Annotated in this window: 18 protein-coding genes and 1 pseudogene; 11 read left to right on the forward strand and 8 right to left on the reverse strand. The window is 35.8% G+C overall.

The features are described from left to right. The 7 genes and pseudogenes from ACJMLD_RS06975 to ACJMLD_RS07005 form a co-directional block, all read left to right on the forward strand. The coding region (locus ACJMLD_RS06975) for a 5,10-methenyltetrahydromethanopterin hydrogenase family protein (protein ID WP_405269747.1) at positions 1-244 on the forward strand (244 nt) is incomplete at its 5' end. A 119-nt stretch (positions 245-363) separates the two neighbouring features. After that, positions 364-1,362: a 5,10-methenyltetrahydromethanopterin hydrogenase cofactor biosynthesis protein HmdB gene (hmdB, locus tag ACJMLD_RS06980; protein WP_405269750.1), complete on the forward strand. Its 999-nt coding sequence runs from the start codon at positions 364-366 to the stop codon at positions 1,360-1,362. 24 nt (positions 1,363-1,386) lie between these two features. Then, complete coding sequence (locus ACJMLD_RS06985) at positions 1,387-1,866, forward strand: DUF3236 domain-containing protein (RefSeq protein WP_405269753.1); 480 nt, start codon at positions 1,387-1,389, stop codon at positions 1,864-1,866. Continuing rightward, positions 1,863-2,651 carry an SAM-dependent methyltransferase HcgC family protein gene (locus tag ACJMLD_RS06990; protein ID WP_405269756.1) on the forward strand — a complete coding sequence of 263 codons (789 nt, stop codon included), beginning with the start codon at positions 1,863-1,865 and terminating at the stop codon, positions 2,649-2,651. Before ACJMLD_RS06985 ends, ACJMLD_RS06990 begins: the two co-directional genes overlap by 4 nt. Then, the gene (locus ACJMLD_RS06995) at positions 2,652-3,347 is read left to right on the forward strand and encodes a Nif3-like dinuclear metal center hexameric protein (protein ID WP_405269759.1); all 696 of its coding nucleotides are present in this window, start codon (positions 2,652-2,654) and stop codon (positions 3,345-3,347) included. A 56-nt stretch (positions 3,348-3,403) separates the two neighbouring features. Next, positions 3,404-4,031: pseudogene (locus ACJMLD_RS07000) on the forward strand (hypothetical protein). Then, a complete protein-coding gene (locus ACJMLD_RS07005) occupies positions 4,024-4,584 on the forward strand; it encodes a FeGP cofactor biosynthesis protein HcgF family protein (RefSeq protein ID WP_405269762.1) in 561 nt (186 codons plus the stop codon). Before ACJMLD_RS07000 ends, ACJMLD_RS07005 begins: the two are co-directional and overlap by 8 nt. A 14-nt stretch (positions 4,585-4,598) precedes the next feature. Here ACJMLD_RS07005 and ACJMLD_RS07010 read toward each other — a convergent pair whose 3' ends face one another. Genes ACJMLD_RS07010 through radB form a run of 3 tightly spaced genes read right to left on the reverse strand, consistent with a single transcriptional unit; the run spans position 4,599 to position 6,933 of the window. Beyond that, a complete protein-coding gene (locus ACJMLD_RS07010; protein ID WP_405269765.1) occupies positions 4,599-4,976 on the reverse strand; it encodes a putative zinc-binding protein in 378 nt (125 codons plus the stop codon). A gap of 22 nt (positions 4,977-4,998) precedes the next feature. Continuing rightward, on the reverse strand, positions 4,999-6,171 hold the full coding sequence (locus ACJMLD_RS07015) for a pyridoxal phosphate-dependent aminotransferase (protein ID WP_405269768.1): 1,173 nt from the start codon (positions 6,169-6,171) through the stop codon (positions 4,999-5,001). A 57-nt stretch (positions 6,172-6,228) separates the two neighbouring features. Further along, positions 6,229-6,933 carry a DNA repair and recombination protein RadB gene (radB, locus tag ACJMLD_RS07020; RefSeq protein ID WP_405269771.1) on the reverse strand — a complete coding sequence of 235 codons (705 nt, stop codon included), beginning with the start codon at positions 6,931-6,933 and terminating at the stop codon, positions 6,229-6,231. A gap of 93 nt (positions 6,934-7,026) precedes the next feature. Here radB and ACJMLD_RS07025 point away from each other — a divergent pair, with 93 nt between their 5' ends. Further along, positions 7,027-8,091, forward strand: coding sequence for a hypothetical protein (locus tag ACJMLD_RS07025; protein ID WP_405269774.1), 1,065 nt, complete (start codon positions 7,027-7,029; stop codon positions 8,089-8,091). 20 nt (positions 8,092-8,111) lie between these two features. On the opposite strand, the gene ACJMLD_RS07030 is transcribed toward ACJMLD_RS07025, so the two are convergent. Continuing rightward, complete coding sequence (locus tag ACJMLD_RS07030; protein WP_405269777.1) at positions 8,112-8,693, reverse strand: L-threonylcarbamoyladenylate synthase; 582 nt, start codon at positions 8,691-8,693, stop codon at positions 8,112-8,114. Between the two features lie 46 nt (positions 8,694-8,739). Between ACJMLD_RS07030 and pgsA the strand changes: the two genes are divergently transcribed. Both pgsA and ACJMLD_RS07040 read left to right on the forward strand, forming a co-directional pair. Beyond that, entirely contained in the window at positions 8,740-9,306 is a 567-nt protein-coding gene (pgsA, locus tag ACJMLD_RS07035; protein WP_405269779.1) for an archaetidylinositol phosphate synthase, read from the forward strand. Continuing rightward, complete coding sequence (locus tag ACJMLD_RS07040) at positions 9,303-9,545, forward strand: DUF357 domain-containing protein (RefSeq protein ID WP_405269782.1); 243 nt, start codon at positions 9,303-9,305, stop codon at positions 9,543-9,545. Before pgsA ends, ACJMLD_RS07040 begins: the two co-directional genes overlap by 4 nt. Before the next feature lie 90 nt (positions 9,546-9,635). Here the strand turns inward: ACJMLD_RS07040 and rhuM are convergent, their stop codons facing one another. The 3 genes from rhuM to ACJMLD_RS07055 all read right to left on the reverse strand — a co-directional run bounded on the left by rhuM (position 9,636) and on the right by ACJMLD_RS07055 (position 12,583). Then, positions 9,636-10,568 (reverse strand): RhuM family protein, encoded by a 933-nt coding sequence (gene rhuM / locus ACJMLD_RS07045; protein ID WP_405269785.1) that lies wholly within the window; start codon positions 10,566-10,568, stop codon positions 9,636-9,638. A 197-nt stretch (positions 10,569-10,765) separates the two neighbouring features. Continuing rightward, positions 10,766-11,464 (reverse strand): ABC transporter ATP-binding protein, encoded by a 699-nt coding sequence (locus ACJMLD_RS07050; protein WP_405269788.1) that lies wholly within the window; start codon positions 11,462-11,464, stop codon positions 10,766-10,768. A 9-nt stretch (positions 11,465-11,473) separates the two neighbouring features. Continuing rightward, positions 11,474-12,583 (reverse strand): ABC transporter permease, encoded by a 1,110-nt coding sequence (locus ACJMLD_RS07055; protein WP_405269791.1) that lies wholly within the window; start codon positions 12,581-12,583, stop codon positions 11,474-11,476. 73 nt (positions 12,584-12,656) lie between these two features. On the opposite strand from ACJMLD_RS07055, the gene ACJMLD_RS07060 reads away from it, so the two are divergent. Continuing rightward, positions 12,657-12,896, forward strand: a complete 240-nt coding sequence (locus tag ACJMLD_RS07060; RefSeq protein WP_405269794.1) for a DUF3781 domain-containing protein — start codon at positions 12,657-12,659, stop codon at positions 12,894-12,896. 45 nt (positions 12,897-12,941) lie between these two features. Here the strand turns inward: ACJMLD_RS07060 and ACJMLD_RS07065 are convergent. Beyond that, positions 12,942-13,346, reverse strand: a 405-nt coding sequence (locus ACJMLD_RS07065) for a fructose 1,6-bisphosphatase (RefSeq protein ID WP_405269797.1), incomplete at its 5' end; no start/stop codon positions are given.

Consider the following 13,346-nt stretch of genomic DNA (forward strand, 5'->3'; position numbering starts at 1 on the left):
TATCTTAGCTTACAGAGACACTGTAACCCAAATCTTAGGCGCACCTGCAGGATTCGCACAAAGCATGGCATTCGAAGCATTATCCAATGTGACAGAACTAATGCAAGGTGAAGGAATTGACAAAATGGATGAAGCTTTAAACCCAGCTGCATTATTAGGTACCGCAGACTCAATGAACTTCGGTTCCTTAGCAGAACTCGTACCTACCATGTTAGATTACTTAGGTAAAGACGAACAAGAATAAGTTTAAATTGTTGGATTAATTCCAACAATTAATTTAACTTATTTTTTAATTGTTATGAATAATAGCCATTAAAAAATAAGTTAAGTTTCAGATATATATTATATAAAGTTGGTGTAAAATTGATTGATGAAATTTTAAATAAAGCAAAACAAGGACAAGAATTAACTGACGATGAATTTTTAGAATTGTTAAATATCGAGAATGATGAAGATTTGGAAAAATTATTCAAGGTAGCATGCGATATAAGAGATAATCAATCAAAAGTAATTAAATTAACATCTACAGTACATCTTACAAACAAATGCCAAATTCAACCTAGATGTGAATATTGTGGATTTGCCGAAGAAACCTCTGAAAAAGGTTATTATAACGCATTTTATAAATCTAACGAAGAAATATTAACTGCTGTTAAATCTATTCAAGAAGCACATATCCCACGTGTAAGCTGTTCTGGAGGATATGGCTACAAAGGAAAGCAAGCGGTGAATGCTTGCAAAATTGTAAAGGAAAACTCAAACTTGGAAATTCTTGTCAATGTGGGTGGCGATTTGACTGAAAAGTCAGTGCAAGACTTAGCGGAATTAGGTGCAGACACAATATGCTGCAATCTAGAAACCATAAACGAAGATGTATTCTATCAAAGAAAACCAGGAGACTCCCTAGATCAAAGAATATTGACCTGTAAAAGAGTGAGCGACGCCGGAATAGGATTGTCTTCAGGACTCCTTTTAGGGCTTGGCGAAAGTAAGGAAGATAGAATAAAACATTTGCGTTACTTATCTAACTTCAAAACATTAGAAGAAATTCCAATAATGGGTTTCAATCCATATGAAGGAACCCCAATGGCAGACTGGCCTGCATTTCCACTTATAGAACAATTGAAGATGGTTGCCATTACAAGAATAATGTATCCTGAAATTACAATCACCATGCCAACCCCAACAGTCGGCCCTGAAAATGTGGAATTCTCACTTAAGGCAGGCGCAAACAACTTGGCAACAGTTATAGCTGACAATTACCCTCATGTGGTCAAGGGAGTGGGATCTCCAAACTACGGCAATTATTCAGAAGTCGTTAATGTTATTGAAAAACTGGATTTGATACCTCAAACTATATAATCTCTTTTTTTTAGATATGATAATATGGCATTTGAGAAGATGATAAGAAATGCATTTGAAGAATCTGAAAATAACTGTAGATTCGGAGATACTCTTGAAGAGATAAGTGAACTTCAGGAATACATAAGAAATGCTGAAAAGATATGCATACCCAATAAGAATGGAATCAAAGTGGAAGTATTGAACAGGGTCTTGAAAAGCTATGGACTGCCTGAAGCCCAAATACTTCAGATCAATACAAATACTGCAGATACCAGCAGGATTCCTGCTCTTGCAAAAGCATATATGGCGCTTGACCAAAGTGATGCCGATTTGATAATAGCTAGAGGTCGCCTAGGAATTCCCGGCTCCGGATCTTTGCTTATTTTTATTGACAATAAGGGAAGAATATTGACTGCCGGAACATCACCTTCACACGTGATTCATAAAAAGACAATCGAAGAGGCAGTTTATGAAGAAGCATGCGAAGCGCTTGAAAAGATTGGTTTTGAGAAGGTCGAATGATGAACATTGATACTGGAATAACATCTGAAGTGCTTACAATCAAATCTGAGACTAGATTGATTGATATCTTTAATGACATTATCCTGAAAAAATCGGAAGCGGTTTTCAATTACATCGAAAGCTTGAACATTGGTGTTGACACTAAAATAATTGTTATCGGAACCTATTTTACAGGTGTCGGAATTGTTAAAAGACTAAGCGAAAAATACAACAACATACTATTAATTGATATCTATCCACATTTAGAAGGTTTGCTCCATACTGAACTTGGAGGAAGCTTAAAAAACGAGGTTGAATTTTCATCTGACTTGGATTTAATCTATTCGGGAGATGTTGTTATTGACACCACCGGCTTTGGAGGGATTAATGTTGAGCAGTCATCAAGATTTGATGTCGAAGCATTCATAATAGAAGATCCTGTTGCCGAAGATAATGATGAGCTTTTAAAAGCAAAAAACAACATCCATGAAAGGCTGAAAGAGGTTAACTCTCCAAATAAAGTAATTATAAAAACAATGGGTATTGATACAAAAACCTCCGGAACAATGACATTGGCAATAGGGATTTTGACAGATTTATTAAATAGATGTCATGAGAAAGAGGGGGTTCTTTACAGTGCTTGCGAAATGGGCTTTTTTGAAGAAGTCATTTTTAAAGAAGAAAACATAGATAAATTCATTGAACTGATTAACGTAAGCGCATTTAAGGTATCAACGATTCAACCATTTGATTTGGACGAGATGATTGCAGAAGAGCTAAACAGAATAAATTCGAAAATGGTTTAAATGAGACTTAAAGAAGTTATTAATTTTTTAGATGAAAAGATTTCCAAATCTTTGGCTTTGGATTCGGATGAAGTGGGCTTTAGGAAAGACTATGATTTAACACAGGAAATCACCTCAATTAAGATCTACATGGATTTTCTGCCCAAAGATGATGAATATCCTGAAAACACCTTGATAATAACACATCATCCTCCATTGTTTATCCCAGAAACTCCAACCTACACGATACATTCAAATTGGGACATCATTGACGGCGGCGCAAATGAAGCGCTAGCTGAAACCTTAAAATTGGAAGTTATTGGTTATTTTGATGACAAGACAAATATCGGAAGAATCTGCATGTCAAAATCCAACTTTAAAGAATTGAGAGATATCCTTTTGAATAATTTTGAAAACGTTAGAATTGTCAATGAATTAGATGACGGGAAAAAAATCAGTAAAGTTGGAATAATCTCCGGTTTTGGCTTGAAAAATCCCGAATATGTTAAAATGGCCAAAAATAAAAAATTGGATTTGCTAATTTCAGGAGATTTATGTCAGGAAACTGCCATTTTGGCTAAAAATCTAGGAATAACCCTTATTGATCTAGGACATCATGAGAGTGAAGTTCCAGGATTATACAAATTAAAAGAGACCATTAGTGAATGTGATATCGATATTGAAATTGTTGATGAAAATCCTATTCAGAAATTATAAATAACAATTGTTATAAACATAGTGCTGGTGAAAAGATGAGTGATGAAATCCAAAAAATGGAAGACAAACAGGTGCCTCATGGAAGAATTGACCTAATCGGATGCGGAAGATTGGGTTTGAGAATTGGAATTAACTTGATGCAAGTTCACAGAGGAGGGCCAAAAGTTATCGGTGCCTTTGATGGTCAAAAAATTGATGGTGGAGACGTAATATTCACAATGTTAGGTGCAGAAATCGGGCAGAACAAGCCGGATTTCATAAAACAACTCTGCACCCACAAAGAGGAATTTAGAAACATTGTTAGTTATCCTGAATACATTGATGATGACAATATTGACTTAATAGAAGGGGATGTCGTGATTATAGTCATTGCCGGAGGAAACACAATCCCAACAGCAGCCAAAATCATCAAACATGCTCATGAAAGAGGTGCCAAAACAATTGGAACTGCTGGAATATTCGGCTTCGGAAATGAGAATATTGAAATCAAAGACATATCCGAATATGATGACTCCAATCCCGCTGTTGAAGAGTTGAGAAAAGAAGGAATAACAGAAAACCATCTTGTTCTAACAACAAACAAATTGATTAGAGATAACGAGCCTGTAACTCCATATACTTTAGATGAAGTTGCAAAAATCATTACAATGAATGCATTGAAACTATTGGGATAAATATGATTAAGATAGCAACAGCTGAATGTTTTACACACGGCAAAATTGGGCGGGAACTGCACGCACTAGCTCAGAATTATGAAGGAAACTTCGGAAGAGATTATATTGAAAATCCAAAGGACTATGGTGATTTTGATTATAATGAACTTAGCGTGACCTGCAGTTTGTTTATCCCTACAATTGAAGCTGTTGTAAAGATATTGAATGTTGAAAACCCTCCCGAACCCGATAAATTGATTAAAGGCATTAAGGTTTATGATGAAAAGGGAGATAAGATTGTAAGCAAAATCATGGCGCAGGCCGTCAAGGATTTAAGCAACTGTGACATTGCTATCGGAACTACCGCGGGCATAGGCCATGGCGGAATCTCAATAATTACAGACAAATATGAAATAACAACCACCACCGGCGTTTATGCTGACTTATGTGAAAACAATAGCGAAAATTTATTTAAAAGATCAGAAGATGGAATTAAAAAAACATTAGAGATAATACTGCTCCTTTTAAACAATAAAATAGAAGAAATAGAAAACTTGGAAAAAATAGAGATTATAAAAAAATAAGAAAATATCCTGTATTAGATATTTTCGATTTCTGCCAAGATGAACTTTTTTAATATTTTAACGGCCTTTTCACCGTCATCATCCAATCTGACCGCATCCAAAGGATTTAAATCATAAGCCTTAACGAGTGAATCCGCTGAAATGTTCTTAATTGCATCAATATCCTTATCCTTTAGGATGACTGATGCACAGTCATCACTACAGCCGGTTACGGTAACGATTTTTGCATCATCCAAGATTGGTGAGCAGTTATTTGGCTGTGCGGAATATTCGGTTATACATGCCGCAACGATATTCTCATTTTCTAGAGCCAATTCCACACTGGCCGCCCTTACGACTAAACCTAAAGGGCTTAATCCACTGCATGAAACTAAAGCTATTTTATCGCTCATTTTTTTCCTCTTGAAAGTGAGATTATTTTCTCAATGCTTCAACAGCTTTTGGGAACTCTTCACAGAACACCTTGATTTGTTCTGTTGGAATTGAGAAACTTATACGCAAATATTTGTGTCCAAATTCTTCTGAAGTGTATTCCCCTTCTCTTGTGAACAATTTTTTCTCAACAAGATAATTTGACATGTCTTTTGGGTCTATTCCCGCACCTGATAAGTCAACTGCCATCATGTTTGCATCTGATGGGTAAACCGGCAGGAATACGCCTTCAATCGGTTCAATCATTTCGTGGATTAACCTTTGATTTTCAAAACAGGTTTCCCTCATCTCTTCAAACCATTCAGGCTTTGATTTAAGACCTGCAATTGCACCATATTGGGAAATGATGTTTACACCTAAATCATTAACAACCGCATTTTTAATAGCATCGATGATTGGTTTTGAAGAGATTACCCCACCAATTCTTAAGCCTGCCATTCCAAATATTTTTGAAAAGCTGTAGATTGTTAATGTTTGCTCTGGAGCATAGTTTTCCGCAAGGAAATGCTCTCTTGCAAAGTCCTTGTAAGTTACATCATGCAATAAGTATAAGTCATTCTCTTTTGCTATTTCTGCAAACTCTTTCAATTCATCTTCAGTGTATGAGGAACCGAGTGGATTTAAAGGATCAATCAAGATAACCATACGGGTATTTTCATCCATATGCTCTCTCAACAAGTCAGGAGTTAATTTATAGTTATTTTCTTCATAGTAGATTGGAACATATCTCACTTCACCTGCAAAACGGTTTGCAAAGTCTCCTATGATGAAGTATCCCGGATCTGACAAAATCACATTGTCCTCTGGTTCTAAAAGCGCTTGCATACATAGGTATAAAGATTCTGTTGCACCAGATGTCAATAATACTTCTGAATCTTCAAAACCCAAATCATCTAAAACAAGCTGCTTAAGTTCGGAAAATCCTTCTGGGGCAGGATATCTGCAGAATGTCTTTTCCTTAATGGCATCAATCATAGCATTGGCTATTATGTCCCCGTGTAAATGATTTGTATTTTGACCCATCCAAATCATTTCCTTGTCCATATACATGTCTTCAAAAAAGTCATTTGCACTATCATAGCCTTCTGGAGGCACCCTTTCAGTTTTATGAAACTTTTTTCTTGGGTTTTTAATATCAAAATCCTTATCCCTCATAATATCACACCAAAAATTCCAAAGTAAATATTTATTTTTAATTGTTAATAAAATTACCTAAATAATTCCTCTTGAAGTAATTGTAAAAACCGCCTGCTTGCCTTCAGGCATGCTTCTATGACGTTTTAAAGTAGCTACCCTCTGGTTGATTTCATCTCCACGTTCAAGCTGAATAATAACTTTGCTCCAATATTGCAATATGGTTCCGCCAACCGCCTTAATGTCGCTGTTTCCTTCCTCATCAATTGCACTGTATATCTGATTTGTAACTATCACCGCAACATCATATTGCCTTGCAATTTTAGACAAAAGACCCATCTGCTTGCCCAGCTCCTTATTTAATTTGGATGATTTCATATCATCAACCCTATATAACGCTACAGCGGAGTCCAGAACAATCAGTTCAACATCTTCATGGTTTCTTCTAAGCCAAACATCAATTGACCTTAACTTGTCATTTTGTTCTTGGAAGCTGGTTGGCTCGAAAACTATTATATTATTAGCTACATTTGAAAAATCCGATCCCGCAATCTGTTTAATTCTGTCAATGGATATTCCTCCTTCAGTATCAATGTAAATAACTTTTTTGTTAGTTCTAGCTACATTAACAGCCAATGTTAATGTCAAATTGCTTTTTCCAGAGGTTGGAGGTCCAAATATTTGGGTTATCGTGCCTTTTTCAAAACCTCCCCCCAACATTACATCCAATGAAGAGTTTGAAGGAATTTTATGATTGTCTTCAAAATTTGCTAACACTTTCATAATGAAATATTGATTTTTATAAGATATATAATTTAACAAAAGTTTTATAAGCATTAAATAAATATAGACAAATAACTTTAAGGAGTTTTTAATATGAACAAAAAAATAATTGTAGCTTTGATTGTTCTATTATTTTGTGTTGGCTGTTTAGGTATTGTATCCGCAGAAAACAGCACAAATGAGACTTTAGAAAACAATGAAAGCGAAATAGTGGACATGGCCAATTATATCATTCCAATTTCAGTTACAAATGATGAAATTGAATTCAGCGACGGATTTACAGGATTCTACCTTGATTTGACAAAAGATTCGATAACTACCGGCGATAGATTTGTTAGCGAAAATACCGGCAGCGACGAACTTCAGAATTATGTTAAATTGGCCATTATTGAAGCCTACAGGCAAGGATGTGAATATAACCTTGGTCAAATTATAGATATTTTCGCTAGTGGGGACTATAAAAATAGCGACAATAAAGTGGTTTCCGCTGTTTTAGACTCACAGGAAACTATCGGAGACAGTGCTGTTGTTGAACTTGAAGATTCCATAGGAGCCACTTTTGAATTTGAACTTTTAAAAGATGCCGATGGTAAAAAATCTGATTGTTTAGCATATAAAGTATCTTTAAAGGAGATGCCTGATGATGCCAAACTTGCTGCGATAACAGATGATGGCATTGATGGGGAAAACAACGATACCGACAACAATACTCCGGATGACAATGAAAAGGCAACTGAATCAGCAGACAATGAAACTGATGAAAAACAAGACAACGAAAAGACTGCAGATGCAGACGACAACAAAACAGACGACAAACAAGAGGACAAAAAAGCAGATGTAACCGACAACAAAACGGATGAAAAACAAGACAACGAAAAAACAGCGAATACAACAGACAATAACCAAAAGAAAGAAACACTTGTTAATGAAACCAATAAAACAATCATAAATAAGACAAACACTCTCATTATTAATGAAAATAATACAACCACAATTAACAAAAACAACACCAAAATCATTAATAAGACAACCAAAACACCGCAAAATGAAAGCATTCCGGAAAAATTAATAAAAACCGTTGGAAATCCAATATTTATATTGATAGTTGTTATTGCAATTGCAGCAATAGTTGCAGTGGCAATACAGAGAAAAGAATAATCTTCTTTTCTTATCCTTTTTTATTTTCTAATTATTTTCGGACTTGAATCAGACAAATCAATAATTTTTGATGCATGACTTGATTCCAAAGTTCCAACATCAATGACTAAATCGACTTCACAATCCAGTTGTTCCAGAATATCTTTTGGATTGCTCAATACATCCTCATCAGACAGATTAGCACTTGTAGTTGTTATTGGAAAAATGGTGGCCAGCCTACATGCGATTTCGTTGTTGGGAACTCTCACACCGACTAAAGTTGAACCTCCTGTAACAACCCTCGGAACAATATTCCTTTTCTTTAAAATGAATGTATAGGGTCCAGGAAGATACTGATCTATGATTTGTTTTTGCTGAATAGATACCTTCGCAACCAAATCAATGGCATTGACATCACTAACAAGTATGGACAATGGCTTTAGCAAACTTCTTTGTTTAATTTCAAAAACCTTCTTAACCGCTTTATTATCGAAGATATTGGCTCCCAAACCATAAATCGTATCGGTAGGATACAATACAACCCCACCATCAGCCAATACTCTAATAGCTTCATTGACTATTTTTTCATCAAAATCATCAGAACTAGTTTTTAAAATTTTCATTTTTCCTACCTAACAATTATATTAGATGAAATATTTAATATAAATTATGCTTCAAAGTCTAAGACCATTATTAACAAAAATATTAAACCCAATCGCTAAAAGATTGAACGTTAATCCGAATATCGTGACAATAATTTCACCATTCATTGCGCTTATTGCAGCCTATGGATTTGCAAACAAGCTATTGCTCTTGGGAACAATAGCTATTCTGGCTTCAGGATTTCTGGATGTTATGGATGGTGCCGTTGCAAGATATCACGGTAAGGCATCCAAATTCGGAGCATTTCTTGACTCCACAATGGACAGGTTTGCAGATGCAATAATCTACATCGGAATAATATTCGGAGGATACTGCGACTGGTTTGTTGGGGTCTTAGCGATACATTCAGCAATCTGCGTAAGTTATGTAAGAGCAAGAGCAGAATCACAGGGCGTGGACTGCAATGTTGGAATTGCCGAGAGGGCAGTCCGCATGATTATTTTGATGGTCGGAGCAGTAATAGGATACTTCGCAGGAGATATCTACTTTACATACATCATTTACATTTTAGTAATCCTATCATACTTTACTGTTGGACAAAGAATACTGCACGTTTGGAGGAGACTACAATGAGCGAACTTGAAAGCCCGGAAAAGATTGCAAAGGACATAGCAAAATTAGAGAGAAACCTGAATCAGGTAACCGACATTACCTTTGAAGGAAAGGAAAAGGAAGTCTATGACAGGGCTATCGACTACTGGAACGATTCCAAATATTATCTTGAAAAAAAGGATATGAGGACTGCATTCGGTTGCATCGAATACAGCCATGGTTTGTTGGATGCCTTAAGGATGATTCATGGAATCATCTAATTATCTTCCACTCCTTCTAATCTTTTTATTTCAATTATCAGTTCATCGAAATCAGACTGATAATTACTATCTTGAATAACCCTATATTTTTCATTCCTCTTTGGCAATGTTATGAGCTTCATTAGATGAAATCTTACCTTTACCAACTAAAATAGGTAGTTGATTGAGGTTGATATATGCATCCAATACCTCTTTCCAATCATTCATAGCCATAGGAATTTCATTATAAGCTCTTGACTCCGCAAGTGTCAAAAAACCGTCAACCAGATTATTCAAACGTTTCAATTCTCTTTCGTTTAAATAATTTTTTGATATTACAACATCACTTAATATGATTTTTCCATTTGGATTGCTCCAGTTTGTTAATCCCATGTTAATTCTTTCGCTATCGCTTCTATCGGAAATTATTTCTGCTGCAGTTTGACCACTAACGGCATATATTAACTTGTTTTGAACTGTTGCAAAAAACTCCCTTGTGACTTCAGCATACTTTCTGTAATCAAAGCTTGTGGCATAAATATCCGTGATTTTCTGATTGAATCTTCTCTCAGAAGACCTTATATCGCGGATTCTTTCAAGCAAATGGTCAAAATAGTCCCTGCCAAATCTTGAACCATTTTTCAATAGTTCATCATCTAAAACGAATCCTTTAATAATTAATTCTTTTAATTGCTGAGTAGCCCATATTCTGAAGCGTGTTGCGTTTTTAGAATTGACTCTGTAACCAACTGAGATGATGGCATCTAAATTATAGAAAGATGAATTTCTTTTAACTTCACGATTACCTTCAGTTTGAACTGTTCGGATTTTCCGAACAGTTGAATTTTTATTCAATTCACCCTCATCGAAAATATGTTTAAGATGCTCACTAATTGTAGATTTAGAAACCCCGAACAATTCAGCCATAGTCTTTTGAGTTGCCCAGAATGTTTCCCTTTCTTGGTCAACAATAACATCCAACGACACTTCGCCTTCATCTCCGATATATAACAAAGTTTTTTGTATCTGATTTTCTTCTTTCATATTTATTCCTCATTTATTATAATACAATGAATTATTAATTAAAATCAAGGAATAAATAAGCTTTTTGTTAGAAATTAAAGTAATTTTAGAAAGTAATTGCAATATTACGGACTGAAATAAATTTTGAAGTCAAAATAACAATATAATAAAAAAATTTAAAAAAAAGAAGAAGAGTAACTTATTTAAATTAAAATAAGTTAAACATCAATTTTGCTGTTTATCAAAGAGTCATCGCCGGCAGATATAATCTCACCATCCAAAACTTCGATAACCCTGTCTGCAAGTTTAGCTACATCCATATCATGAGTTACAATAATCAATGTTACATTTTTATCTTTGTGCAAATCAATTAACTGCTTAAGGATTCTGCTACTTGTCTTTGAATCTAGTGATCCTGTTGGTTCATCTGCCAATATTATTGATGGTTCATTTGCCAACGCTCGGGCAATAGCTACCCTTTGACGTTCCCCGCCGGATAACTTTGAAGGCAAAATGTCCGCCTTGTCCTTGAGGCCAACATCATCCAACAGTTTCAATGCATGATTTTTCATCTCGCTTGAAGATAATCCCTGAGTATACATTGGAATTTCAATGTTTTCCCTTACAGACAAATTCGGAATCAAATTATGCAATTGAAAAATAAAACCAATCTTTTCTGCCCTAAACTCATTTAACTTTTTAGATGAATTTAAGTCCTGACCCTCAACATTAATAACGCCAGAATCAGGGACATCCAATGCGCCAAGCATATTCAAAAGAGTTGATTTACCGGAGCCGGAAGGACCTATAATTGAAACGAATTCCCCGTCCTTTATTGTGAGGTTCACTCCATTCAATGCCTTGATTCTGCCATCCTCATAGCTTTTGTATAAGTCTTTGATTTCTACTGCATTCATGTTAACACCTCACTCATACCTCAATGCTTCTGTTGGAGGCAATTTGACTGCCTTGATTGCAGGATAAAGCCCCCCGATAATTCCAACAACAATGGCTATTGCAAATGCCTGAATGAATATCTTAGGAGTGAACAAAGGGGAAATTCCCATTTGGGGACCAAGCAAAGTACATGCCAGGAATCCTATTAAAGATCCAATGATGGCTGAAACGATTGTGATTACTAAAGATTCACCAACAATCATCGTAAGGATTTTTCTATCTGACCACCCTACAGCCTTCAATACGCCGATTTCACGGGTTCTTTCAAACACTGACATCAACATTGTGTTGATGATTCCAAGGCCTCCGACAACAATGGCCAGAAGTGAAATAGCCCAAGTGGAAGCCTGAAGCATGTTCAGCATGTCGGCCATTTGCTCCATTTCCATTACTGAAGTGATTGTGGTAATGTTGTCACCATACTCTGCATCTATCCTGTCAGCCACTTCCTGCGCATCTACGCCCTTTTCGACTTTGACATAAATGTTTGAGATTGAATCCTCATCGTCCATCAAATCCCCAACCTTGGAAATTGATGTGAATACCCCACCAGCCATGTTCTGGTCGCCGGTTTCGTAAATTCCGACAATTTCAAAGTCTTCACCGCCAATTGTGATATTGTCTCCCACTTTATAATCATTGTCATCGGCATATATTTCGCCCAAAATGGCTTCGGAAGCATTGTCCTTGAAGATTCTACCGTCCTTCATAGATATGTCTGCCAATGTAGCTCCTTCAGGATCAATTCCTATTAATGTGTTCATATAGTCATCACCGACCGAAGTCAAGACAACATAAATCGGATAGGTTTCTTCCACACCGCTTACATTAGCAATCTTATCTGTCCAATTTGCATCGATGGTATTAGTTCCATAAGCTGAATCTCCCGTTTCCTTTCCTGAAATTGAAAAATCAGCACCTCCCGCATGAATCGTATCTTCGAAGGTATTGACTAAACCATCTGTGATTCCACCAAGAGCAACAATTACTATAATTCCTATTGCAATTCCTACAATTGCCAGAATTGCACTGTTCTTTCTCCTGAATGGATTTTTAAGAATGAATTTTAAAAATGACATAATACTAAATAGGTAAATAGTATATAAATAACTAATTATACTATTAACCAAGATGCAAAAATCGGGTGTTAAGATGCATAAGAGAGCACTTTTGGAAAATGTTGATAAAATTCATACAACTGAAATGGGCATTGTAAGAATACAAAAAAACTTAGGAATAATTGATGAACCGGTTAGTTACTGCATTTCAAAACTTAAACAGGATAATTCTGCAGTTAAAAAAGAAGGAAAGAACTATTATGTTGAAGTTGATGATTGCATAATAACTATTAATTCAAGCAGTTTTACAATAATAACTGCGCATAAAAATTAATTTTAAAAAAAAGTAAAAAAGAAGAGATTTGAAATCTCTTTAAATCTAATCCATATCCTCGAATCTGGATTCTAATTTTTTCATTACACCAGGAAGTGAGGTGTATTCCATTTCTTCAGATGGTAATCTGTGAGGTTCGAATGGACCGTGTCTTCTGATGTAAGTTGCAATTTTAGCCGCTTGTTCACGGGTTGGGTCAAATGCAGGGTCATCAAATAAGTCTACAGGACCGATTAACTCACCGTTAGCTACTTGGAATCCTAAACCGATTACTCTAGGTGGTCCGTCAAATCTGATTGGGTTTGCTTCTGCTTCTGAAACAGGCATTAATGGACCATTGTGGGATCCTCTCATCCATCCACTTACCATGTGAGGGAATGCAAATGGATCTACACATTCACCGTTTGCAGGGAAACCGGATTGTGCCCTTACGATACATGCTGGGTCATC

Source organism: Methanobrevibacter sp. (assembly GCF_045112895.1).
In the GTDB taxonomy this organism is placed as follows: domain Archaea; phylum Methanobacteriota; class Methanobacteria; order Methanobacteriales; family Methanobacteriaceae; genus Methanocatella.